The 21,143-nt window shown below is 66.0% G+C and carries 31 protein-coding genes; all 31 read right to left on the bottom strand.

Annotated elements, in window-relative coordinates; genetic code table 11:
- Nucleotides 1-28 precede the first annotated feature (28 nt).
- Nucleotides 29-250: a translation initiation factor IF-1 gene (gene infA / locus KBX21_RS03885; protein WP_017578623.1), complete on the bottom strand. Its 222-nt coding sequence runs from the start codon at nucleotides 248-250 to the stop codon at nucleotides 29-31.
- Nucleotides 251-535: 285 nt separating this feature from the next.
- Nucleotides 536-979 carry a DUF1707 domain-containing protein gene (locus tag KBX21_RS03880; RefSeq protein WP_049569134.1) on the bottom strand — a complete coding sequence of 148 codons (444 nt, stop codon included), beginning with the start codon at nucleotides 977-979 and terminating at the stop codon, nucleotides 536-538.
- Nucleotides 980-1,069: 90 nt separating this feature from the next.
- Complete coding sequence (map, locus tag KBX21_RS03875; RefSeq protein ID WP_210840993.1) at nucleotides 1,070-1,894, bottom strand: type I methionyl aminopeptidase; 825 nt, start codon at nucleotides 1,892-1,894, stop codon at nucleotides 1,070-1,072.
- Nucleotides 1,894-2,553 carry an adenylate kinase gene (locus tag KBX21_RS03870; RefSeq protein ID WP_199776493.1) on the bottom strand — a complete coding sequence of 220 codons (660 nt, stop codon included), beginning with the start codon at nucleotides 2,551-2,553 and terminating at the stop codon, nucleotides 1,894-1,896. Before KBX21_RS03870 ends, map begins: the two co-directional genes overlap by 1 nt.
- On the bottom strand, nucleotides 2,554-3,867 hold the full coding sequence (gene secY / locus KBX21_RS03865; protein ID WP_049569143.1) for a preprotein translocase subunit SecY: 1,314 nt from the start codon (nucleotides 3,865-3,867) through the stop codon (nucleotides 2,554-2,556). It lies immediately after the preceding gene.
- Between the two features lie 281 nt (nucleotides 3,868-4,148).
- Nucleotides 4,149-4,613, bottom strand: a complete 465-nt coding sequence (gene rplO, locus KBX21_RS03860) for a 50S ribosomal protein L15 (protein ID WP_049569146.1) — start codon at nucleotides 4,611-4,613, stop codon at nucleotides 4,149-4,151.
- Nucleotides 4,610-4,795, bottom strand: coding sequence for a 50S ribosomal protein L30 (gene rpmD, locus KBX21_RS03855; protein WP_017542991.1), 186 nt, complete (start codon nucleotides 4,793-4,795; stop codon nucleotides 4,610-4,612). The genes rplO and rpmD overlap by 4 nt, the downstream gene beginning before the upstream one ends.
- 2 nt (nucleotides 4,796-4,797) lie before the next feature.
- Entirely contained in the window at nucleotides 4,798-5,400 is a 603-nt protein-coding gene (gene rpsE / locus KBX21_RS03850) for a 30S ribosomal protein S5 (RefSeq protein ID WP_017578630.1), read from the bottom strand.
- Between the two features lie 51 nt (nucleotides 5,401-5,451).
- Nucleotides 5,452-5,832, bottom strand: coding sequence for a 50S ribosomal protein L18 (gene rplR, locus KBX21_RS03845; RefSeq protein WP_017542993.1), 381 nt, complete (start codon nucleotides 5,830-5,832; stop codon nucleotides 5,452-5,454).
- A gap of 2 nt (nucleotides 5,833-5,834) precedes the next feature.
- Complete coding sequence (rplF, locus tag KBX21_RS03840) at nucleotides 5,835-6,371, bottom strand: 50S ribosomal protein L6 (RefSeq protein WP_017542994.1); 537 nt, start codon at nucleotides 6,369-6,371, stop codon at nucleotides 5,835-5,837.
- A gap of 17 nt (nucleotides 6,372-6,388) precedes the next feature.
- On the bottom strand, nucleotides 6,389-6,787 hold the full coding sequence (gene rpsH, locus KBX21_RS03835) for a 30S ribosomal protein S8 (protein WP_026119486.1): 399 nt from the start codon (nucleotides 6,785-6,787) through the stop codon (nucleotides 6,389-6,391).
- A gap of 270 nt (nucleotides 6,788-7,057) precedes the next feature.
- Nucleotides 7,058-7,243, bottom strand: a complete 186-nt coding sequence (locus KBX21_RS03830) for a type Z 30S ribosomal protein S14 (RefSeq protein WP_013156124.1) — start codon at nucleotides 7,241-7,243, stop codon at nucleotides 7,058-7,060.
- 13 nt (nucleotides 7,244-7,256) lie between these two features.
- On the bottom strand, nucleotides 7,257-7,832 hold the full coding sequence (rplE, locus tag KBX21_RS03825; protein ID WP_049569149.1) for a 50S ribosomal protein L5: 576 nt from the start codon (nucleotides 7,830-7,832) through the stop codon (nucleotides 7,257-7,259).
- Nucleotides 7,832-8,137, bottom strand: a complete 306-nt coding sequence (rplX, locus tag KBX21_RS03820) for a 50S ribosomal protein L24 (protein ID WP_017542997.1) — start codon at nucleotides 8,135-8,137, stop codon at nucleotides 7,832-7,834. The genes rplE and rplX overlap by 1 nt, the downstream gene beginning before the upstream one ends.
- Before the next feature lie 3 nt (nucleotides 8,138-8,140).
- A complete protein-coding gene (rplN, locus tag KBX21_RS03815; RefSeq protein ID WP_013156121.1) occupies nucleotides 8,141-8,509 on the bottom strand; it encodes a 50S ribosomal protein L14 in 369 nt (122 codons plus the stop codon).
- A gap of 104 nt (nucleotides 8,510-8,613) precedes the next feature.
- Nucleotides 8,614-8,886 (bottom strand): 30S ribosomal protein S17, encoded by a 273-nt coding sequence (gene rpsQ / locus KBX21_RS03810; RefSeq protein ID WP_017542998.1) that lies wholly within the window; start codon nucleotides 8,884-8,886, stop codon nucleotides 8,614-8,616.
- On the bottom strand, nucleotides 8,883-9,137 hold the full coding sequence (rpmC, locus tag KBX21_RS03805) for a 50S ribosomal protein L29 (RefSeq protein ID WP_017542999.1): 255 nt from the start codon (nucleotides 9,135-9,137) through the stop codon (nucleotides 8,883-8,885). The genes rpsQ and rpmC overlap by 4 nt, the downstream gene beginning before the upstream one ends.
- Nucleotides 9,137-9,553: a 50S ribosomal protein L16 gene (gene rplP, locus KBX21_RS03800; protein ID WP_026128979.1), complete on the bottom strand. Its 417-nt coding sequence runs from the start codon at nucleotides 9,551-9,553 to the stop codon at nucleotides 9,137-9,139. The genes rpmC and rplP overlap by 1 nt, the downstream gene beginning before the upstream one ends.
- A gap of 3 nt (nucleotides 9,554-9,556) precedes the next feature.
- A complete protein-coding gene (gene rpsC, locus KBX21_RS03795; protein WP_049569156.1) occupies nucleotides 9,557-10,345 on the bottom strand; it encodes a 30S ribosomal protein S3 in 789 nt (262 codons plus the stop codon).
- Nucleotides 10,345-10,713, bottom strand: a complete 369-nt coding sequence (rplV, locus tag KBX21_RS03790; protein ID WP_017543002.1) for a 50S ribosomal protein L22 — start codon at nucleotides 10,711-10,713, stop codon at nucleotides 10,345-10,347. The genes rpsC and rplV overlap by 1 nt, the downstream gene beginning before the upstream one ends.
- A gap of 74 nt (nucleotides 10,714-10,787) precedes the next feature.
- Nucleotides 10,788-11,066 carry a 30S ribosomal protein S19 gene (gene rpsS / locus KBX21_RS03785; RefSeq protein ID WP_017543003.1) on the bottom strand — a complete coding sequence of 93 codons (279 nt, stop codon included), beginning with the start codon at nucleotides 11,064-11,066 and terminating at the stop codon, nucleotides 10,788-10,790.
- Nucleotides 11,067-11,078: 12 nt separating this feature from the next.
- Nucleotides 11,079-11,918, bottom strand: a complete 840-nt coding sequence (rplB, locus tag KBX21_RS03780) for a 50S ribosomal protein L2 (protein ID WP_017543004.1) — start codon at nucleotides 11,916-11,918, stop codon at nucleotides 11,079-11,081.
- Nucleotides 11,919-11,976: 58 nt separating this feature from the next.
- Nucleotides 11,977-12,267: a 50S ribosomal protein L23 gene (rplW, locus tag KBX21_RS03775; protein WP_017543005.1), complete on the bottom strand. Its 291-nt coding sequence runs from the start codon at nucleotides 12,265-12,267 to the stop codon at nucleotides 11,977-11,979.
- Nucleotides 12,264-12,935, bottom strand: a complete 672-nt coding sequence (gene rplD / locus KBX21_RS03770) for a 50S ribosomal protein L4 (protein ID WP_049569159.1) — start codon at nucleotides 12,933-12,935, stop codon at nucleotides 12,264-12,266. Before rplD ends, rplW begins: the two co-directional genes overlap by 4 nt.
- Nucleotides 12,936-12,938: 3 nt before the next feature.
- The gene (rplC, locus tag KBX21_RS03765; protein ID WP_017543007.1) at nucleotides 12,939-13,589 is read right to left on the bottom strand and encodes a 50S ribosomal protein L3; all 651 of its coding nucleotides are present in this window, start codon (nucleotides 13,587-13,589) and stop codon (nucleotides 12,939-12,941) included.
- A 12-nt stretch (nucleotides 13,590-13,601) separates the two neighbouring features.
- The gene (gene rpsJ / locus KBX21_RS03760; RefSeq protein WP_013156110.1) at nucleotides 13,602-13,910 is read right to left on the bottom strand and encodes a 30S ribosomal protein S10; all 309 of its coding nucleotides are present in this window, start codon (nucleotides 13,908-13,910) and stop codon (nucleotides 13,602-13,604) included.
- A gap of 257 nt (nucleotides 13,911-14,167) precedes the next feature.
- The gene (tuf, locus tag KBX21_RS03755) at nucleotides 14,168-15,361 is read right to left on the bottom strand and encodes an elongation factor Tu (protein WP_049569164.1); all 1,194 of its coding nucleotides are present in this window, start codon (nucleotides 15,359-15,361) and stop codon (nucleotides 14,168-14,170) included.
- 82 nt (nucleotides 15,362-15,443) lie between these two features.
- Nucleotides 15,444-17,555 carry an elongation factor G gene (gene fusA, locus KBX21_RS03750; RefSeq protein WP_210840992.1) on the bottom strand — a complete coding sequence of 704 codons (2,112 nt, stop codon included), beginning with the start codon at nucleotides 17,553-17,555 and terminating at the stop codon, nucleotides 15,444-15,446.
- Between the two features lie 45 nt (nucleotides 17,556-17,600).
- The gene (rpsG, locus tag KBX21_RS03745; protein ID WP_017543010.1) at nucleotides 17,601-18,071 is read right to left on the bottom strand and encodes a 30S ribosomal protein S7; all 471 of its coding nucleotides are present in this window, start codon (nucleotides 18,069-18,071) and stop codon (nucleotides 17,601-17,603) included.
- A gap of 2 nt (nucleotides 18,072-18,073) precedes the next feature.
- Complete coding sequence (gene rpsL, locus KBX21_RS03740) at nucleotides 18,074-18,445, bottom strand: 30S ribosomal protein S12 (RefSeq protein WP_014912437.1); 372 nt, start codon at nucleotides 18,443-18,445, stop codon at nucleotides 18,074-18,076.
- A 462-nt stretch (nucleotides 18,446-18,907) separates the two neighbouring features.
- On the bottom strand, nucleotides 18,908-20,542 hold the full coding sequence (locus KBX21_RS03735) for a hypothetical protein (protein ID WP_210840991.1): 1,635 nt from the start codon (nucleotides 20,540-20,542) through the stop codon (nucleotides 18,908-18,910).
- Between the last annotated feature and the right edge of the window lie 601 nt (nucleotides 20,543-21,143).

The raw sequence follows: 21,143 nt of genomic DNA, 5'->3' as shown, positions 1-21,143 counted from the left end.
AGTCTTGGGCCGTGCGGCCCCTGACGGGCTACTTGTAGCGGTAAACGATGCGCCCGCGCGTGAGGTCGTACGGGCTCAGCTCCACGACGACGCGGTCGTCGGGGAGAATACGGATGTAGTTCATCCGCATCTTGCCGCTGATGTGGGCAAGGACCGTGTGCTTGTTGTCGAGCTCTACCTTGAACATAGCGTTGGGTAGCGACTCGACAACGGAACCCTCGATCTCGATGGCGCCGTCTTTCTTCGCCATGTCCTCCACGCCTCGCTCATCAATTGGTTGATCATGACAACCCGACGCGACCCCAGTGGCCTCGCATGACACGAGAGCCCGGACGACCGGAGAAGTCCTGGTCGTCAGAGCCTGAACACACTGGAAGCTCGGGCCAACTGCGAGAGAGCGTACGTCGAGTGGAATGACGTGGCACAAAGAAGGCAGACTGACCCAACAGCCCGCGTATGGGCAGTGACAGTCTATCCCCTTCGGACAAGTACTCCTAACCGGAGGGCACAGAACCCTACACGGTCGGCGGGCGTCCTAGTCCTCGCCCTGGCCGCGCTGGGCGGCGAGCACCCCGAAGGTCACGACGGACATCATGATCCCCCACGGGCCGAGGACCCACAGGAACCAAGGGTAGCTGGCCCCGGTCGTGAAGTAGAGGATCAGCCAGATGAAGAAGCACAGGACGTTGACGCCGCCGTAGAGGACCCACGGCACCATCAGCGCGGGGTCGCGCAACCGCAGGGGCGGGGCCGCGGCGTCGGCCAGCGGGGCCCGGCCGACGTCGGCGAGGTCACGCTCGGGCAGGTCCCGCGTCACCACGGCCAGCTCCTCCACGGTCCTGGACCGGTAGGCCTGACTGAGGCGCTCGGTGAACTCCTCGTGGTCCAACCGGCCCTGCGCGAAGTGCTCCTGGAGGAGCCCCGCCACGCGGTCCCGCTCGGAGTCGGACGTTCGTATCGACGGCACCGGTTCGGACACTGCGCGTACCTCGCCTCTTCACCCGTGGGTGGTCGCCACCCCCGCCGCCTCCGGCCGTTGGCCGGAGGTAACCGGGTGGTGGGTCCGCCGTCACCAGGTCGGCTGGACGAACCCCATCTGGGTGATTTTATCGCGATTCGACTCGCGTGCGGTCAGCACCATCGGGCCGTCCGCCGTGATCGCCACGGTGTGCTCGAAGTGGGCGGCGCGACCGCCGTCCCGCGTGACGACCGTCCAGCCGTCTTCCAGCTCCACCACGTCGTGCTTGCCGAGCGTGGTCATGGGCTCGATCGCCAGGCACATGCCCTCGACCAGCTTCTGGCCACGGCCCTTCTTGCCGTAGTTGAGCACGTGCGGGTCCATGTGCATCTCGGTGCCGATGCCGTGGCCGCCGTACTCGCGCACGTTGCCGTAGCCGCCGTTGGCCGAGATGTGGCCATCGATCGCGAACCCGATGTCACCCAGGCGCCTGCCCGGGTGCATCTGCGCGATCCCCTGCCACATGGACTCCTCGCACACCTCCATCATCGCGAGGTCCTCGGGCCGGGCCTCCCCGACCGCGATGGTCACCGCGGAGTCGCCGTGCCAGCCGTCGAGGATGGCACCGCAGTCGATGGAGATGATGTCGCCGTCGGCCAGGACGCGCTCGGTGCTCGGGATGCCGTGCACGACCTCCTCGTTGACCGAGGCGCAGATCGATCCGGGGAAGCCGTGGTAGCCCTTGAAGGAAGGGATGGCCCCGGCGTCCCGGATGACCTTCTCGGCCACCGCGTCCAGTTCGAGGGTGGACACCCCGGGCCGCACCGCGGACCGGAGGGTGTCCAGGGCGCGGGCCACGACCTGGCCCGCCGCCCTCATCTTGGCGATCTGTTCCGGCGTCTTGATCTGCACGCCCGAGTCGGCTCTACGGGACATCAGCGGGCCGACCGCTTCTCCTCGATGGCGGCCTTGGCTCGGGCCGTCACCTCCGCCACGGGGCCCGTGGCGGCGATGGTGGCCAGCAGGCCCTCACCGGAGTAGAACTCGACCAGCGGGGAGGTCTGCTCGCGGTAGACCTTCAGGCGGTGCCGGATGGTCTCCTCGCGGTCGTCCTCACGCTGGTAGAGCGCGGCGCCCTCGTTGTCGCACCTGCCCTCTTCCTTCGGGGCGTCGTACTCGACGTGGTACACGCGGCCGCACTCGGGGCAGGAACGACGACCCGAGAGGCGCTTGACGACCTCCTCCTCGTCGACCCGCAGCTCCAGGACGACGTCGAGGTCGGTGCCGAGGTCGCCGAGCATCCCCTTGAGGGTCTCGGCCTGGGGGACGTTGCGGGGGAACCCGTCCAGCAGGAAACCACCCGCAGCGTCGTCCTGGGCCAGCCGGTCCTTGACCATGGCGTTCGTGACCTCGTCGGGGACGAGGTCGCCACGGTCCATGAACTCCTTGGCCTTCTTGCCGAGTTCGGTACCACCGCTGACGTTGGCCCGGAAGATGTCACCGGTGGACACCTTCGGGATCGACAGCTCTTCCGCGAGGATCTGGGCCTGGGTGCCCTTACCGGCCCCAGGCGGCCCCACCAATACTGCACGCATTTATCGCAGAAAACCTTCGTAGTTCCTCTGCTGGAGGTGACTCTCGATCTGCTTCACCGTGTCCAGCCCGACACCCACCATGATCAGGATGCTCGTCCCGCCGAAGGGGAAGTTCATGTCGGCACCGGTGGCGCCGAGAGCGACCATGGGCAGGAGAGCGATCACACCCAGGTACAGCGAACCGGGGGTCGTCAGACGAGTCAGGACGTAGTCCAGGTACTCGGCGGTCGGACGCCCCGGACGGATACCCGGGATGAACCCACCGTACTTCTTCATGTTGTCGGCGACTTCAGTGGGGTTGAACGTAATCGCCACGTAGAAGAACGCGAAGCCGACGATCATGACGAAGAAGGTCGCCATGTAGACGGGGTGAGTGCCCGTGAGGAAGTAGGTCTGGAAGAACTGGGCCACCGGATGGGTGGAGTCCTGCCCGATCAGACCGACGACCAGCTGCGGGAGGTACAGGAGGGAGGAGGCGAAGATCACGGGGATGATGCCCGCCTGGTTGACCTTCAGGGGGATGTAGGTCGAGCTGCCGCCGTACATGCGACGACCCACCATGCGCTTCGCGTACTGCACCGGGATACGGCGCTGCGCCTGCTCCATGAACACCACGGCGGTGATCAGGGCCAGACCGGCGAGGCAGATGATGATGAAGATCCAGACCGACCGCTCCTCGTACAGACCCATGATCGAGGAGGGGAACATCGCGATGACCTGGGTGAAGATCAGCAGCGACATACCGTTGCCGACACCGCGCTCGGTGATCAGCTCACCCATCCACATGATGATCGCGGTACCGCCGGTCATCACGAAGACGATCGTCACCATGGTGAGGATGTCCTGGTTGGGCATGTAGACCGACGGGTCGATCGAGTTCTGGAAGAGGGCGCCGGTGCGGGCCATGGCCACGATGGAGGTGGCCTGGAGCACGGCGAGCATGAGGGTGAGATAACGGGTGTACTGCGTGATCTTGCTCTGTCCGGCCTGGCCCTCCTTCTTGAGGGCCTCCAGACGCGGGATCACGACAGTGAGCAGGTTGATGATGATGCTCGCGGTGATGTACGGCATGACCCCGAGCGCGAACACCGCCAGTTGCAGCAGGGCGCCGCCGCTGAAGAGGTTCACCATCGCGTAGACACCGGACTGGTCCTGCGCGGTGATGAAGTCCATCTGGTCCCTGATCGCCGCCGAGTCGATGCCCGGTGCGGGAATCACCGAACCCAGCCGGAAGATCGTCAGGATGAACAGTGTGAACAGCAGCTTATTGCGCAGGTCGGGCGTGCGGAATGCACGAACGAACGCACCTAGCACGTCTCCTCCTGCGCGGCTTCGGCGGCGGAACGGGTTCCAGACATCGCGGCCGATCCTGAATCGTCGTAGAACGTCAGCGCCGGGCCTGTCGCCCGGTGCTCGGAAGTACTCACATTACGTCAAGCGGGGAACTCAAACAGATGGCACTGTAACAGTCATCACCCGACGCGAGGGGTCGGAGCGGGATAACGAACCCGCTCCAACACGTGAGGGCGCCCGCCAACAGGACCTTTCCAGGACCTGCTGGGCGGACGCCCCCAGTACGCATCGTAGGGAGACCCCTACAGCTCGGTGACAGTGCCACCGGCGGCGGTGATCTTCTCCTTCGCGGAGCCGGAGAACGCGTTGGCGCTCACCTGCACGGCGACGGTGATCTCACCCGTACCCAGCACCTTGACGAGCTGGTTCTTGCGAACCGCACCCTTGGCGACCAGGCCCTCGACGGTGACCTCGCCACCCTCGGGGTAGAGCTCGCTCAGCTTGTCCAGGTTGACGATCTGGTAGGTCGTCTTGAACCGGGCGTTGCTGAAGCCCTTGAGCTTCGGGATCCGGCGGATGAGGGGCATCTGCCCACCCTCGAAGCCGGGACGAACGGTGTTACGAGCCTTGGTGCCCTTGGTACCGCGACCAGCGGTCTTACCCTTGGAAGCCTCGCCACGACCCTTGCGGATCTTGGCCTTGTTGCTACCCGGGGCGGGACGCAGGTGGTGCAGCTTGAGCAGCTCGTCGGGGTTGTAGTCGCTCATTCTGCGACCTCCTCGACAGTGACGAGGTGCGAGACGATCGTGATCTGCCCGCGAACCTCAGGGCGGTCCTCACGGACGGTGGACTTGCCGATCCGGCCCAGGCCCAGCGACTGGAGAGCAGCGTGCTGCTTCACCTTGCCGCCGATCTTGGAGCGGGTCTGCGTGATCTTGATCTTGGCCATGATCAGGCTCCTGCCTTCGCCTCAGAGCGAGCGCGCAGCATGGCAGCCGGGGCCACATCCTCGATCGGCAGACCACGGCGGGCCGCGATCTCCTCGGGCTGGTTGAGACCCTTGAGCGCCGCCACCGTGGCGTGCACGATGTTCAGCGGGTTGGACGAACCGAGCGACTTGCTCAGGATGTCGTGAATGCCGGCGCACTCCAGGACGGCGCGCACGGGACCACCGGCGATAACACCGGTACCCGGGGCGGCCGGACGGAGCAGGACGACGCCAGCGGCTTCCTCGCCCTGGACCCGGTGCACGATGGTGCCCTGGATGCGGGGGACGCGGAAGAAGTTCCTCTTCGCGGCCTCCACGCCCTTGGCGATCGCGGCCGGAACTTCCTTGGCCTTGCCGTAACCGACACCCACCATGCCGTTGCCGTCACCGACGACGACGAGAGCGGTGAAGGAGAAGCGACGGCCGCCCTTGACGACCTTCGCGACCCGGTTGATGGTCACGACCTTCTCGATGTAGGAGACACCCTTGTCTGCGGCGCCGCCGCGGCGATCGTCACGGCGATCACGCCGTTCGCCACCGGCGCCGCGCCGCGGTGCTGCAGCCATCAGTGATTCCTCTTCTCGTGCTTGTTCTTGGCCAGTACAGAGGTCATGGAACTAGAACTCCAGCCCGCCCTCGCGCGCCGCGTCGGCGAGCTTGGCGATACGACCGGCGTACCGGTTACCACCGCGGTCGAAGACGACCTGGGTGATACCGGCGTCCTTCGCGCGCTGCGCGACGAGCTCACCGACCTTGACGGACTTGTCGGACTTCGTGCCCTCGGCACCCCGCACATCGGTCTCGACGCTGGAGGCGGCGACCAGGGTGTGACCCTTGGAGTCGTCGATCACCTGCGCGACGATGTGCTTGGAGGAACGGAACACGGCCAGACGCGGACGCTCACTGGTGCCCACGACCTTCTTGCGGACCCGGAACTGCCGGCGCTTGCGCGAGGTAGTGGCCTTCGCGGTGCGCTTACGGCTCACGGTGATGCCCATGCCTACTTACCAGCCTTTCCGGCCTTGCGGCGGATGTGCTCACCCTTGTACCGCACGCCCTTGGCCTTGTACGGGTCAGGCTTGCGCAGACCGCGGATGTTCGCGGCGACCTGGCCCACCAGCTGCTTGTCGATGCCCTCGACGTGGAGGATGGTCGGCTTCTCCACGCGGAAGGTGATGCCCTCCGGGGGCTCGATGACCACCGGGTGGCTGAAGCCCAGCGAGAACTCCAGGTTGGAGCCGCGGGCCTGGACGCGGTAACCCACACCGTGGATCTCCAGCGTCTTGGCGTAGCCCTTGGACACACCCTCGACGAGGTTGGCGACCAGTGCACGGGTCAGACCGTGCAGCGACCGGTTCTCCGGCTTGTCGTCAGGACGAGCGACCGTGACGATACCGTCCTCGAAGGAAACGGTGATCGGCTCGGCGATCGTGTGCTTGAGTTCGCCCTTCGGCCCCTTGACAGTGACGTCTTGCCCGTTAATCGTGACTTCGACGCCCTTGGGGACCGAGAGCGGCAGTCGACCGATTCGCGACATGCTTCAGTCTCTCCCTATTACCAGACGTAAGCGAGGACTTCGCCGCCCACGCCACGCTTCTTGGCCTGCTTGTCAGTCATCAGGCCACCGGACGTCGAAATGATCGCCACACCGAGGCCACCCAGCACGCGCGGAAGGTTCTCCTTCTTCGCGTACACCCGGAGACCGGGCTTGGACACCCGGCGGATTCCCGCGATGGAACGCTCACGGGTGGGGCCGTACTTCAGGTCGAGGACGAGGCTCTGGCCCACGGGGGCCTCCTCGGTCCGCCAGCCCTGAATGAAGCCCTCCTGCTGGAGGATCTCGGCGATGTGCGCCTTGATCTTGGAATACGGCATCGTCACGGTGTCGTGGTACGCCGAGTTCGCGTTACGCAGACGCGTCAGCATGTCTGCGATCGGGTCGGTCATCGTCATGGCCGACTGGCCCTTCCTCACCGCGGTTTCCGAGTGCGGGCTTTCCCAGAGCCTGCCTCCCGTCGGGGTTACCCCCGGAGAGTGCACAAACGGACCTTCGGCGTGGTCGTGGGCACCGCGGTCCCTCCCGGGACTGCCGTGCCCTGTTGAATGGATGTTGCTGCACCGACGACCGCCTGGAGGCGGTCACGGTCACTGCTTCGAGCCACCAGTGAGGCGGCGTTTCGGGGGGCCGACCGCGCTAGTGCGCAGGGTCGGCCCCACCGGAAACTACCAGCTCGACTTGGTGATACCGGGCAGCTCGCCCCGGTGGGCCATCTCGCGGAAGCAGATACGGCACAGGCCGAACTTCCGGAAGACGGCGCGGGGGCGGCCGCACCGAGAGCATCGAGTATACGCACGAACGCCGAACTTCGGCTTCCGCTGCGACTTCGCGATCAGCGACTTCTTAGCCATCTGTGGTAACCCCTCAGGCTTCCTTGAACGGGAAACCGAGCCGCTTGAGCAGGCTGCGGCCTTGTTCGTCGGTGGTCGCCGTCGTGACAACCGTGATGTCCATCCCACGCTGGCGGTCGACCCTGTCCGGGTCGACCTCGTGGAACATGACCTGCTCGGTCAGACCGAACGTGTAGTTGCCGTTCCCGTCGAACTGCTTCGGGGAAAGGCCACGGAAGTCCCTGATCCGGGGCAGGGCCAGCGAGAGCAGCCGGTCAAGGAACTCCCACATCCGGTCGCCGCGCAGCGTGACGCTGGCGCCGATCGGCTGACCCTCGCGCAGCTTGAACTGCGCGATGGAGTTCTTGGCCCGGTTGATCTTCGGCTTCTGCCCGGTGATCGCCGTGATGTCGGCGATCGCGCCCTGGATCAGCTTCGCGTCCCGAGCCGCCTCGCCCACGCCCATGTTGACCACGATCTTCGTGAGACCGGGGATCTGCATGACGTTGGCGATGTCGAACTCGTCCTTGAGGCCCGCAGCGATCTCGTTGCGGTACTTCTCCTTGAGTCGCGGCATCGGAGGTGCGGTGATGTCGTTGGTAACCGTCATCAGATGTCCTTACCGGTGCGACGGGAGACCCGAACCTTGGTTCCGTCTTCCTCGAAGCGGTAGCCGACCCGAGTGGCCTTGCCGTCCACGGCGAGCGCAACATTGCTCACGTGGATGGGGGCCTCCTTGGTGACGACCTCGCCCTGCTGGCCGCCCGCCGGGTTGGCCTTCCTGTGCTTCTTGACCAGGTTGACGCCCTCGACGATGACACGGTCTTCCTTCGGCAGGGCCTTGACGACCTTGCCGGTGGCACCCTTGTCCTTGCCGGCGAGAACGATGACCTCGTCGCCAGATTTGATCTTCATCGCTTAGAGCACCTCCGGCGCCAGCGAAATGATGCGCATGTACTTCTTGTCACGCAGCTCACGGCCGACCGGGCCGAAGATGCGGGTGCCTCGCGGGTCCCCACCGTCCTTGATGAGCACGGCAGCGTTCTCATCGAAGCGGATGTAGGAGCCGTCGGGCCGGCGGCGCTCCTTGACGGTGCGCACGACAACGGCCTTGACGACGTCGCCCTTCTTGACTCCAGCGCCAGGCAGGGCGTCCTTCACCGTGGCGACGATCGTGTCGCCGATCCCGGCGTAGCGCCGACCCGAGCCACCGAGAACACGGATGGTAAGGATCTCCTTGGCACCCGTGTTGTCGGCGACCTTGAGTCGCGACTCCTGCTGAATCACGTCTGCTCCTGATGTGATGCGTGCGGTCCACTGCCGCACGGCTAGGTGGTCTCACCCCTCGCGTCGGCGGCCGACAACGCGTGCCGGCCGCCAACAGGCTGGGGTTACTTAGCCTTCTCCAGGATCTCCACGACGCGCCAACGCTTCGTCGCGGAGAGCGGCCGGGTCTCCATCATGCGGACCCGGTCGCCGACGCCAGCGGAGTTCGCCTCGTCGTGCGCCTTGTACTTGGTCGTCCGTCGGATGACCTTGCCGTACAGGGCGTGCTTGACGCGGTCCTCGACCTCGACAACGACGGTCTTGTCCATCTTGTCGCTGACGACGTAGCCCTCGCGCACCTTGCGGTAGTTGCGCGTCGCGGTCTGGTTCTCACTCATTCGGCTGCTTCCTTCGTCTCCTCAGCCGACTCACCAGACAGCGGGACGATGCCCAGCTCGTGCTCGCGCAGGACCGTGTAGATCCTGGCGATCTCGCGCTTGACAGTGCGCAGACGGCTGTGGTTGTCGAGCTGGCCGGTGGCGGCCTGGAAGCGGAGGTTGAAGAGCTCTTCCTTGGCTTCCTTGAGCTTCGTGACCAGGTCCTCGACGGACTGGTCGCGCAGCTCGTGGGCAGTCACGGACTTCGCCACTACTCCCACACCTCCCGCTTAACAAACTTGCACTTCATCGGGAGCTTGTGCATCGCACGGCGCAGGGCCTCCTTGGCCACGGCCTCGGGCACGCCCGACAGCTCGAACATCACGCGACCCGGCTTGACCGGCGCGACCCACCACTCGGGCGAACCCTTACCGGAGCCCATGCGGACCTCGGCAGGCTTCTTCGTCAGCGGACGGTCCGGGAAGATGTTGATCCACACCTTGCCGCCACGCTTGATGTGACGCGTCATGGCGATACGAGCGGACTCGATCTGACGGTTCGTCACGTAAGCCGACTCCAGGGCCTGGATGCCGAACTCACCGAAGGTGATCGTCGTTCCGCCCTTGGCCTTGCCGCGAAGGTCCGGGTGGTGCTGCTTCCGGTACTTCACCTTGCGAGGAATAAGCATCGGTCAGCTCCCCTCGGTCTTCGGGGCCTCGGCCGAAGCACCAGCCTTGGCGTCAGTGCCCGGGGCGCCAGCGGCACCGCCACGACGGCGACGCTGCGGACGCTCGCGGCGCTGACCGCCACCGGCGGTGCGCTGCGCGGCCTGAGCGGCCTCGCGCTCGGCGCGGGTCACAGGGGCGTCGCCCTTGTAGATCCACACCTTGACACCGATGCGACCGAACGTCGTACGGGCCTCGAAGAAGCCGTAGTCGATGTCGGCGCGCAGCGTGTGCAGCGGGACGCGACCCTCGCGGTAGAACTCCGAGCGGGACATCTCAGCCCCACCCAGGCGGCCACCGCACTGGATACGAATGCCCTTGGCGCCACTCTTCATGGCGCTCTGCATGGCCTTGCGCATCGCGCGGCGGAAAGCCACGCGGCTGCTCAGCTGCTCAGCGACGCCCTGGGCGACGAGCTGCGCGTCGATCTCGGGGTTCTTGACCTCGAAGACGTTCAGCTGCACCTGCTTGCCGGTGAGCTTCTCAAGGTCCGTACGGATCCGGTCGGCCTCGACGCCGCGGCGGCCGATGACGATGCCCGGCCGGGCGGTGTAGACGTCCACGCGGACACGGTCACGGGTGCGCTCGATCTCCACCTTGGAGATGCCCGCGCGCTCCATGCCACGGGTCAACATCCGACGGATCGCGACGTCTTCCTTGACGTAGTCCTTGTAGGACTTGTCGGCGTACCAGCGGCTCTTGAAGTCGGTGGTGATGCCGAGGCGGAACCCGTGCGGGTTTACCTTCTGCCCCACTATCGGGTCCTTTCCTTGGTCTTGGACGAGGCGCCCGCGCCCTCAGCGACGACCACGGTGATGTGGCTCGTGCGCTTGGTGACTCGGAAAGCCCGGCCGAAGCCTCGGGGACGAATGCGCTTCAGGGTCGGACCCTCGTCCACCCAGACGCGCTCGACCACCAGGGACTCGCGGTCCAGCTTGTCGTTGTGCTCAGCGTTGGCGATGGCGCTTGCCAGCACCTTGCCAACGGGCTCGCTCGCCGACTGGGGCGCGAACCGGAGCACCGCCTGTGCCTCGTCAGCGGGCAACCCGCGAATAAGGTCCGCCACCCGGCGAGCCTTTCGGGGCGTAACGCGGACGAACCGCGCCTGTGCCCTCGTTCCCATCGCTTTTCCCTCGCTCACGGAAATTCCTTCCCCACTCACCGTGGAGAAAATGGTTCTTACAACTGCTGCAACCGCTAGCGGCGGCTGCGGCGGTCGTCCTTGACGTGGCTACGGAAAGTACGCGTGGGAGCGAACTCACCGAGCTTGTGGCCGACCATCGACTCCGACACGAACACCGGAACGTGCTTGCGGCCGTCGTGGACGGCGATCGTGTGACCGATCATCTCCGGGACGATCATGGATCGCCGGGACCACGTCTTGATGACGTTCTTGGTCCCCTTCTCGTTCTGAACTTCCACCTTCTTGATGAGGTGGTCGTCGACGAAGGGACCCTTCTTAAGGCTACGTGGCATCAGACGTGCTCCTTACCGCTTCTTCTTACCGCTACGCCGACGCCGCACGATCAGCTTGTCGCTGGCCTTGTTCTTGGCCCTGGTCCGGCCTTCCTTCTTGCCCCAGGGGCTGACCGGGTGACGACCACCGGAGGTCTTGCCCTCACCACCACCGTGCGGGTGGTCGACCGGGTTCATGACCACACCACGGACGGTCGGGCGCTTGCCCTTCCACCGCGAGCGGCCGGCCTTGCCCCAGTTGATGTTGGACTGCTCGGCGTTGCCGACCTGACCAACCGTGGCGCGGCAGGAGATCTCGACCATGCGCATCTCACCGGAGGGCATACGCAGCGTGGCGTAACGGCCCTCCTTGGCGAGGAGCTGGATCTGCGACCCCGCGGAACGACCCAGCTTGGCACCGCCACCGGGCTTCAGCTCGACCGCGTGCACGAACGTACCCGTGGGGATGTTGCGCAGCGGGAGGCAGTTGCCCGGCTTGATGTCGGACTGGGGGCCGTTCTCGATCTTGTCGCCCTGCTTGAGGCCGGCGGGCGCCAGAATGTAGCGCTTCTCACCGTCCACGTAGTGGAGCAGAGCGATCCGAGCGGTGCGGTTGGGGTCGTACTCGATGTGAGCGACCTTGGCCGGCACGCCGTCCTTGTCGTGACGACGGAAGTCGATCACGCGGTAGGCGCGCTTGTGGCCACCACCCTGGTGACGAGCGGTGATCCGGCCGTGGCCGTTACGACCGCCCTTGGAGTGAAGCGGACGGACCAGGGACTTCTCCGGCTCCGAACGCGTGATCTCGACGAAGTCGCTCACGCTGGAGCCGCGACGACCCGGCGTCGTCGGCTTGTACTTCCGAATGCCCATCTTCTTCGCGCATTCCTTTACGTGTTGCTTGACATGTAGCGGTCAGACCCGGGAAAGGTCAGACACCGAAGATGTCGATCCGCTGGCCGTCGGCCACGCTGACGATCGCGCGCTTGGTGTCGGGACGCTTCCCGAAACCGAAACGGGTCCGCTTGCGCTTACCCTTCCGGTTGATCGTGTTCACGTTCGTGACCTTCACTTCGAAGATCTTCTCGATCGCGATCTTGATCTGGGTCTTGTTGGCGTCCGGGCGAACGATGAACGTGTACTTGTTCTCGTCCATGAGCCCGTAGCTCTTCTCGGAGATCACCGGCTCGACGATGATGTCCCGGTGGTCGGCGATCCTCACTGGTCGTCCTCCTCGGACTCAGCGGCCTTCGAGGCACCGGCCGCGTGGGCCAGGAACTCGGCGTAGCCCGCCTCAGTGAAGACCACGTCGTCCGCGTAGAGGACGTCGTAGGTGTTCACCTGGTCCGCGTCGAGGATGTGGACCTCTTCGAGGTTGCGCAGGGCGCGCCGGTTGTGCTCGTCCTCGCGGGCCAGGACGACGAGAACCTTGTCGGACTCGGTGACCTGACGCAGCGCCTTCAGAGCGGTCTGCGTGAACTTGCTCTCCGCGCCCTCACCGACGAACTCGGTGACGACGTGGATGCGGCCGTGGTTGGCCCGGTCCGAGAGGGCACCGCGCAGGGCGGCGGCCTTCATCTTCTTCGGGGTCCGCTGGCTGTAGTCACGCGGCTGGGGACCGTGAACGGTGCCACCACCGGTGTACTGCGGGGCGCGGATCGAGCCCTGACGGGCGCGACCGGTTCCCTTCTGGCGGTAGGGCTTCTTGCCACCGCCGCGGACCTCGCCGCGGGTCTTGGTGGCGTGGGTGCCCTGCCGACCGGCAGCCAGCTGGCCGTTCACGACCTGGTGGATCAGCGGAATGCTGACCTGCTGGGCGAAGACGGACTCGGGGAGCTCAACGCTGCCCTTGGAGCCGCCCTCAGGGTTCTTGACCTCGATCTGGGTCATGGCTTACTTGTCCCCCTTCACAGCGGTGCGGACGAGCACCAGACCGCCGTTGGGACCCGGGACAGCACCCTTGACCAGGATGAGGCCCTTCTCCGCGTCCACTGAGTGAACGGTCAGGTTCTGGACGGTCTTGCGCACGTTACCCATGCGCCCGGCCATCCGCATGCCCTTGAAAACGCGGCCGGGAGTGGCGCAGCCGCCGATGGAGCCGGGAGAGCGGTGCTTACGCTGGGTGCCGTGCGAGGCGGAGAGACCACGGAAACCGTGGCGCTTCATCACACCGGCGAAACCCTTGCCCTTGCTCTTGCCCGTGACGTCGACCTTCTGGCCGATCTCGAACGCCGCGGCGTCGACCTCCTGGCCGAGCGTGTACTCGGAGGCGTCGGTCGTACGCACCTCGACGTAGTGACGGCGCGGGGTCAGGTCGTTCGCACGCAGGTAGTCGCCCAGGGGCTTGTTGACCTTGCGCGGGTTGATCTGCCCGTAGCCGAGCTGGATGGCGGAGTAGCCATCGGTGTCGGGGGTCCGGATGCGGCTCACGACGCACGGACCGGCCTTCAGGACGGTCACGGGCACCATCTTGCCCGCGTCGTCGAAGACCTGGGTCATGCCGAGCTTTTCGCCCAGAACTCCCTTGATCTGCTTGGTGGCCATGTCTGTGCGTCCTTAAAGCTTGATCTCGATGTCAACGCCAGCCGGGAGGTCGAGTCGCATGAGCGAGTCGACCGTCTTCGGCGTGGGGTCGATGATGTCGATCAGCCGCTTGTGGGTGCGCATCTCGAAGTGCTCGCGCGAGTCCTTGTACTTGTGCGGCGATCGGATGACGCAGTAAACGTTCTTCTCCGTCGGCAGCGGCACCGGGCCCGCGACCTGTGCGCCAGTTCGCGTCACAGTCTCAACGATCTTGCGCGCCGAGCTGTCGATGACCTCGTGGTCATAGGCCTTTAGCCGAATGCGGATCTTCTGTCCCGCCATGTGGCCTGTTCGTCCTTCGCTTCAGTGTCCGTAACGGTGAGCTGTCCGGTCACAGACGCCCAGGCCCGTCGGCGAATCCGCCGGCGTGTTGGCCGTGAGCCCCTATTCCCTTGAGAAACCGCAACAGGGCTTGCCCCTGCGGTGCGTCACCGTCACAGAGCCCGATGACGTCTTGTCAGTGTGGCGGGCGGGCCGCCGTGAAGCGGCCCACCCACCACGTTGGGGCGGCTCCGGAAGGGGCCACCCCAACGTGTGTGCTACTTGAGGATCTTCGTGACGCGACCCGCGCCCACGGTCCGGCCACCCTCACGGATGGCGAACTTGAGGCCCTCTTCCATCGCGACCGGCTGGATCAGGTTGACGGTCATCTCGGTGTTGTCACCGGGCATGACCATCTCCGTGCCCTCCGGCAGCGTCACGACGCCGGTGACGTCAGTGGTGCGGAAGTAGAACTGCGGGCGGTAGTTGTTGAAGAACGGCGTGTGGCGGCCACCCTCGTCCTTGGACAGGATGACGACCTGGCCCTCGAACTCGGTGTGCGGGGTGGTCGTGCCGGGCTTGATCACGACCTGGCCGCGCTCGACGTCCTCGCGCTTGATGCCGCGCAGGAGCAGACCGACGTTGTCGCCAGCCTGACCGTTGTCGAGCAGCTTGCGGAACATCTCAACACCGGTGACGGTGGTGGTCTGCTTGTCTTCCTTGATGCCGACGATGTCAACGGTCTCGTTGACATTGACGACGCCGCGCTCGATACGACCGGTGACGACGGTGCCGCGACCGGTGATCGAGAAGACGTCCTCGATCGGCATGAGGAAGGGCTTCTCGGTGTCACGCTCGGGCTCGGGAATGAAGCTGTCCACGGTGCCCATGAGCTCCAGGACGGCCTTGCCCCACTCCGCGTCGCCCTCGAGGGCCTTGAGAGCCGAGACCTTGGTGACGGGGATGTCGTCGCCGGGGAACTCGTACTCGCTGAGGAGCTCACGGACCTCGAGCTCGACGAGCTCGAAGATCTCCTCGTCGTCCACCATGTCGGCCTTGTTCAGGGCGACGACGATGGCGGGGACGCCGACCTGGCGGGCCAGGAGGACGTGCTCCTTGGTCTGCGGCATCGGACCGTCGGTGGCGGCCACGACCAGGATCGCGCCGTCCATCTGCGCGGCACCCGTGATCATGTTCTTCACGTAGTCAGCGTGACCGGGGCAGTCGACGTGGGCGTAGTGACGCGCCTCGGTCTGGTACTCGACGTGAGCGACGGAGATGGTGATACCGCGCTCGCGCTCCTCAGGAGCGTTGTCGATGTCCTCGAACGGGGTGAACGGGTTCAGCGCCGGGTACGCGTCGTGCAGCACCTTGGTGATGGCCGCGGTCAGCGTGGTCTTGCCGTGGTCAATGTGACCGATGGTGCCGATGTTGACGTGCGGCTTAGTCCGCTCGAACTTTTCCTTCGCCACTGGAAGTCTCCTAGACGTACAGATCTATCGACTGTGGTCCAACCCCGCGGTCGCGGGGTACAGCCTGGTTGCTTGCTCGCGACTACTCGCCGCGAACCTTCGCCACAATTTCTTGGGCGACAGCGGACGGAACCTCCGCGTAGGAGTCGAACACCATCGAGTAGTTGGCTCGACCCTGGGTACGGCTGCGCAGGTCACCCACGTAGCCGAACATTTCCGAAAGGGGCACCTGGGCCTTGACGATCCGGACACCGGAACGCTCGTCCATGGACTGAATCTGTCCACGGCGGGAGTTCAGGTCGCCGATGACGTCACCCATGTACTCCTCAGGAGTGGTGACCTCGACGGCCATGACCGGCTCGAGCAGCGTCGGCTTCGCGAGCTTGACGGCCTCCTTGAAGGCCATCGAACCAGCGGTCTTGAACGCCATCTCGGAGGAGTCGACGTCGTGGTACTGGCCGTCCTGCAGCGTCACCTTGATGCCGACGAGCGGGTAGTGCGCGAGCACACCCAGCTCAGCGGCCTCCTGGCAACCAGCGTCAACCGACGGGATGTACTCCCGCGGGATGCGGCCACCGGTGACGGAGTTGACGAACTCGTACCCGGACGCGTCGCCCTCTTCGGCCACGAGCGGCTCGAGGTCGATCTTGACCTTGGCGAACTGGCCCGACCCACCGGTCTGCTTCTTGTGGGTGTAGACGTGGCCTTCGACCTTCTTGCGAATGGTCTCTCGGTAGGCCACCTGGGGCTTACCGATGTTCGCCTCGACCTTGAACTCGTCGCGCATGCGGTTGACCAGCACCTCAAGGTGCAGCTCGCCCATGCCGGAGATCACGGTCTGACCGGTCTGCTCGTCCGAGGCCACCTGGAAGGAGGGGTCCTCGTCCGCCAGACGCTGGATCGCGATGCCCAGCTTCTCCTGGTCGCTCTTGGTCTTCGGCTCGATGGCCACCTCGATGACCGGAGCCGGGAACGTCATGGACTCCAGCACGATCGGAGCGGCCTGGTCGCAGAGCGTCTCGCCGGTCGTGGTGTCCTTCAGACCCATGACCGCGACGATGTCGCCCGCGCCAGCGGCCGGGATCTCCTCGCGCTTGTTGGAGTGCATGCGGTAGATCTTGCCGATGCGCTCCTTCCGGCCCTTCAGGCTGTTGAGAACCTGGGTACCGGTGGTGAGGACACCCGAGTAGATGCGCAGGTAGGTAAGCCGACCCAGGTGGGGGTCACTCATGATCTTGAAGACCAGAGCGGACATCGGCTCGTCGACGCTCGGCTTGCGCTGGAGCTTCGTCTCCTCGGTCTCGTCCTTGGGGTCGTGGCCCTCGATGGCGTCCACGTCCAGGGGCGAGGGGAGGTAGGCGGTGACCGCGTCGAGCAGGGGCTGGACGCCCTTGTTCTTGAAAGCGGTACCGCAGACGATCGGGATCGCGGTGCCGGCGATGGTGGCACGACGGATCGCGGGAACCAGCTGCTCCTCGGTGGGCTCCTTGCCCTCGAGGTACAGCTCCATGATCTCGTCGTCGGCCTCGGCCAGCGTCTCGATGAACTGGTCGCGAGCCTCGCGGGCGGCGTCCACGTGAGTGTCGGGGATGTCGACGGTGTCGTACATCTCGCCGAGCGCGGCCTCGTCGTTCCAGACGTAGGCCTTCATCTTCACGAGGTCGATGACGCCCTTGAAGTCGCTCTCGGCACCGATGTTCAGCTGGATCGGCATGGCGTTCGCGCCGAGGCGCTCACGGAACATGTCGACACAGCGCTGGAACTCGGCGCCGATCTTGTCCATCTTGTTGACGAAACAGATCCGGGGGACCTTGTAACGGTCGGCCTGACGCCAGACCTGCTCCGACTGGGGCTCCACGCCTTCCTTGGCGTCGAACACCGCGACGGCACCGTCGAGCACACGCAGCGACCGCTCGACCTCGACCGTGAAGTCGACGTGGCCGGGCGTGTCGATGATGTTGATGGTGTGGTCGTCCCAGTGGGTGGTGGTAGCAGCCGAGGTAATGGTGATACCCCGCTCCTGCTCCTCCTTCATCCAGTCCATCGTGGCGGCGCCATCGTGGACCTCGCCCACCTTGTGGGTCACACCGGTGTAGTAGAGGATCCGCTCGGTGGTCGTCGTCTTGCCCGCGTCGATGTGGGCCATGATGCCAATGTTGCGGACCTTGGCCAGGTCAAGCAAAGTCTTAGCCATGAGGCTCGTCTTCCCTAGGTCTCAAGGAATCGATTCGCCGCGGGGTTACCAGCGGTAGTGGGCGAAGGCCTTGTTCGACTCGGCCATCTTGTGCGTGTCCTCACGCTTCTTGACAGCCGCGCCCAGACCGTTGCTGGCGTCAACCAGCTCGTTCATCAGACGCTCGGTCATGGTCTTCTCACGACGCTGACGCGAGTAGGAGACCAGCCAGCGCAGGGCCAGCGTGGTGGACCGGGAGGCGCGAACCTCGACCGGCACCTGGTAGGTCGCGCCACCAACGCGGCGGCTGCGGACCTCCAGCGCGGGCTTGACGTTGTCCAGGGCTCGCTTGAGAACGACGAGCGGGTCCTGACCGGACTTCTCCCGGGCACCCTCGAGGGCGTCGTACACGACCGCCTGAGCGATGGAGCGCTTGCCGTCGAGGAGCACCTTGTTGATCAGTGCGGTGACGAGCGGCGAGCCGTAGACCGGGTCGGTGATGAGCTGGCGCTTCGGCGCCGGGCCCTTGCGCGGCATGCTTACTTCTCCTTCTTGGCGCCGTAGTGGCTACGGGCCTGCTTGCGGCCTCGGACACCCTGGGTGTCGAGCGAACCGCGGACAATTCGGTAGCGAACGCCCGGCAGGTCCTTCACACGACCGCCACGAACCAGCACGATGCTGTGCTCCTGGAGGTTGTGACCAATGCCGGGGATGTAGGCCGTGACCTCGATGCCGCTGCTCAGCTTGACGCGAGCGACCTTACGCAGAGCGGAGTTCGGCTTCTTCGGCGTAGTGGTGTAGACACGCGTGCACACACCACGACGCTGCGGACTCCCCTTCAGCGCCGGGGTCTTGTTCTTTGCGACCTTGTCCTGTCGGCCCTTGCGGACCAGCTGCTGGATGGTGGGCACCGCGTCTCCGTCTTCCTCGTGACCTACGCCGGTTCTCGTAGCCGATATCGCTATTGACCTGCTGAATTCCCCGAACCTCCCCGACCCCCGTGGTCGGGCGTGTCGCCCTCGTTCCCACGCATGGCGAACGGATGCACACCCGGTCGGAGACCGATTCACAGGAGGGGGTTCACCTGCGCCGCGCGCCCCGTGTCCATCCTGAGGAGAACTGGGGCGCCGCACACGCACGTGTGACCCGTCGACTCACGGGCACAATCACACAGGCTACCGCTAACCGAACATGCGGTCAAAACGGTGTGCGACATGGCGAGACAAGCGGAACCGGATCTCGCGTAGCCGTGGGTCTCAAACAGTCTACGTGCTCCCCGGCGCGCTTCGCCCAGGGTTTCCCATCAAAGGGCCGACAACGAGGACGGCCGCTTCCCGGAGGACCCGATTGTCCCCCGAAAAGCGGCCGGGTTTCTACAGAACGAACCAGATCGCGACGGAGATCACCGTCACGAGGATGCCGATGACCGCGAAGACGGTGCCCGTGGTGATCAGGCCCAGCCCGTCGAGGGTCCCTCGCGACTCCCGGATCGCCCGCTTGGCCTTGGGGCCGGTGACGAACAACGCCAGGATCGCGGTGATCACACCGAGGCCCGGGATCACCGAGGCCAGACCCAGCCACAGGGTGACGTTCGCTCCGGGTTCGGTGTCGGCCAGGAAGTCGATGCTGTCGTAGCCGGGGTAGTCGCCGTCGTCCCGGGCCTCGTCGAAGCCCGGGAAGTCCTCGGCGATCTTGTCCCGGCGCCGCTTGGCGGGCTTGGGCCGCTCCGGCATCCCGTAGTCGGCCGGGGTGAAGTCGTCCTCGTAGTCCGTCTCCACCTCCCCGCGGTCCCGGTCGTCCTCGTCCGATGGATCGTCCTCGTAACGGTCCTCGGAATCGTCGCGACCGAGGGACGGGTCCTCGTCGAAGGACGGCGCGCTGAACATCTGGGTGGCGCCCTCACCGCCGCGCCAGGAGTCGTCGCCCTCCTCGTCGCGGTCGGACTCGGGGTCGTCCTCGTGGTCCTTCGTCCTGGCGCGCGACTGCATGTCCGCGATGGCGGCCAGGGGGTCCTCGGAACTGGGGACGGCGGCGGACAGTGTGCCGGTGTCCGGCTCGTCGTCCTCCCCCCAGTCCCCGTACTCGTCCCGGGGCGTCTCCCGACGGCGTCGCTCCGCGTCCCGGACCACGTCCGGAAGACGCGGATCGTTGCGGTCGAAGGCCCAGGTGTTGCCCGTGCCGCCATCGGGCGCAGAGAGCTCGTCGTCGTAGCGGTCGGTGGACCGAGCTCCCTCGACGGGACGCGGGGACAGCTCGTCGTCGTACCGGTCACCGCTGTAGGAGGAGGTGCGGGTCTGGTCGGACCACGGCCGCTCGGCCTGTTCCGCCCACGGCTCGGTGGTACCCGAGGCCTTCCACGTGTCCCCGGTGTCCTCGCTCGGGCTCCAGCTGTCCAGCCCGCCCGTGCCGGACCACTCGCTCGACTGTTCCCGGTCCGACTTCCAGAGTTCCTCGCCGGGGCCCGTGGGGCGCCAGCTGTCCTGGAGGGGATCGGAGTCCTGGGAGGCCCACGAGTCCGAAACCGAGCCGGGGCCCGAGACCGTCGGGTACGGCGTGTCCGCGTCCAGCGAGGAATCCGGGTTCCGCGAGGACCACGAGTCCGACGCGGAGCCGGGACCCGAAACGGTCGGGAACGGCGCATCCGCGTCCAGCGAGGAATCCGAGCCCCACGACCCCTCACCGGGGCCGGAGGGCCGGGGGGTCCAGGAGGACGAACCGGAAGCCGGAGCCTCGGGGTCCCCCGAACCCCACGCGTCCCCGGAGTCCGACGGAGACCACGGGGCCACATCAGCCTCAGGCGACTCGGAGCCACGCGAGGCAGCGGAGTCCCGCGAACTCCACGCGTCACCCGAGGAACCAGAGTCCAGCGGGGACCACGAGTCCGCGCCGGAGTCCGACCCCCGCGAACCCCACGAGTCCGAACCGGAGTCGAGAGGGGCATCCGGGGTGTACCCGGCGGCGGAGGAGTCCGCGTCCCAGGACCCCAGGGGCGACCGCGCACCGCTCACGGCATCCGACCCCGGCGAGGCGGCGTCCCACGCGTCATCGGAGGGCCCGGAGTCCGGGGAGTGCCACGGGGCAGCGTCGGTGTCGTACGGATCGGAACCACGCGGGGCAGCGGAGTCCTGCGAGGACCAGGAGTCCCCGACGGACCCAGAGCCCTCAGGAGCACCCGAGGGCTCGGAGCCCGAGGACGCAAGCGGATCAGTGTCCCCGGAACCCCACGAATCACCGGACGAACCGGAGTCCTGCGCAGACCACGGGGTCACATCGGCCTCAGGCGACTCGGACCCACGCGAGGCCCACGAGTCACCGGACGAACCGGAGTCGAAAGAGGCACCGGTGGCCGAAGACACCGGAGTCCAGGAACCCTGGGACGACAGGGCGTCGGGATCCGAACCCCGCGAGGCAGCGGACTCCCCCGAACCCCACAGTTCACCGGCGGAACCGGAGTCCTGAGCAGGACCGGGGACGGACTCCTGCGGCGACCACGCGTCCTGCCCGAGGGCCGCACCGAGTGAGTCATCGGAGAGACCGGAGTCCGGCGAGCGCCACGGGGCAGCGTCGGCGTCATAGGCATCGGAACCACGCGGGGCAGCGGAGTCCTGC

Origin of the sequence: Nocardiopsis sp. B62 (assembly GCF_018070675.1) — a bacterium.
GTDB classification, from domain to species: domain Bacteria; phylum Actinomycetota; class Actinomycetes; order Streptosporangiales; family Streptosporangiaceae; genus Nocardiopsis; species Nocardiopsis prasina.
Note: the sequence above shows the minus strand (reverse complement) of the source record. Positions and strands in the feature narration are given on the sequence as shown.

Coding starts and splice junctions, on each gene's coding strand:
- infA (WP_017578623.1), bottom strand. CDS start 250: ATGGCGAAGAAAGACGGCGCCATCGAGATCGAGGGTTCCGTTGTCGAG.
- map (WP_210840993.1), bottom strand. CDS start 1,894: ATGTCCCGTAGAGCCGACTCGGGCGTGCAGATCAAGACGCCGGAACAG.
- KBX21_RS03870 (WP_199776493.1), bottom strand. CDS start 2,553: ATGCGTGCAGTATTGGTGGGGCCGCCTGGGGCCGGTAAGGGCACCCAG.
- rplO (WP_049569146.1), bottom strand. CDS start 4,613: ATGAGCGACTACAACCCCGACGAGCTGCTCAAGCTGCACCACCTGCGT.
- rpmD (WP_017542991.1), bottom strand. CDS start 4,795: ATGGCCAAGATCAAGATCACGCAGACCCGCTCCAAGATCGGCGGCAAG.
- rpsE (WP_017578630.1), bottom strand. CDS start 5,400: ATGGCTGCAGCACCGCGGCGCGGCGCCGGTGGCGAACGGCGTGATCGC.
- rplR (WP_017542993.1), bottom strand. CDS start 5,832: ATGGGCATCACCGTGAGCCGTAAGCGCACCGCGAAGGCCACTACCTCG.
- rplF (WP_017542994.1), bottom strand. CDS start 6,371: ATGTCGCGAATCGGTCGACTGCCGCTCTCGGTCCCCAAGGGCGTCGAA.
- rpsH (WP_026119486.1), bottom strand. CDS start 6,787: ATGACGATGACCGACCCGATCGCAGACATGCTGACGCGTCTGCGTAAC.
- KBX21_RS03830 (WP_013156124.1), bottom strand. CDS start 7,243: ATGGCTAAGAAGTCGCTGATCGCGAAGTCGCAGCGGAAGCCGAAGTTC.
- rplE (WP_049569149.1), bottom strand. CDS start 7,832: ATGACGGTTACCAACGACATCACCGCACCTCCGATGCCGCGACTCAAG.
- rplX (WP_017542997.1), bottom strand. CDS start 8,137: ATGAAGATCAAATCTGGCGACGAGGTCATCGTTCTCGCCGGCAAGGAC.
- rpsQ (WP_017542998.1), bottom strand. CDS start 8,886: ATGAGTGAGAACCAGACCGCGACGCGCAACTACCGCAAGGTGCGCGAG.
- rplP (WP_026128979.1), bottom strand. CDS start 9,553: ATGCTTATTCCTCGCAAGGTGAAGTACCGGAAGCAGCACCACCCGGAC.
- rplV (WP_017543002.1), bottom strand. CDS start 10,713: ATGGGAACGAGGGCACAGGCGCGGTTCGTCCGCGTTACGCCCCGAAAG.
- rpsS (WP_017543003.1), bottom strand. CDS start 11,066: ATGCCACGTAGCCTTAAGAAGGGTCCCTTCGTCGACGACCACCTCATC.
- rplB (WP_017543004.1), bottom strand. CDS start 11,918: ATGGGCATTCGGAAGTACAAGCCGACGACGCCGGGTCGTCGCGGCTCC.
- rplD (WP_049569159.1), bottom strand. CDS start 12,935: ATGACCCAGATCGAGGTCAAGAACCCTGAGGGCGGCTCCAAGGGCAGC.
- rplC (WP_017543007.1), bottom strand. CDS start 13,589: ATGGCCACCAAGCAGATCAAGGGAGTTCTGGGCGAAAAGCTCGGCATG.
- rpsJ (WP_013156110.1), bottom strand. CDS start 13,910: ATGGCGGGACAGAAGATCCGCATTCGGCTAAAGGCCTATGACCACGAG.
- fusA (WP_210840992.1), bottom strand. CDS start 17,555: ATGGCTAAGACTTTGCTTGACCTGGCCAAGGTCCGCAACATTGGCATC.
- rpsG (WP_017543010.1), bottom strand. CDS start 18,071: ATGCCGCGCAAGGGCCCGGCGCCGAAGCGCCAGCTCATCACCGACCCG.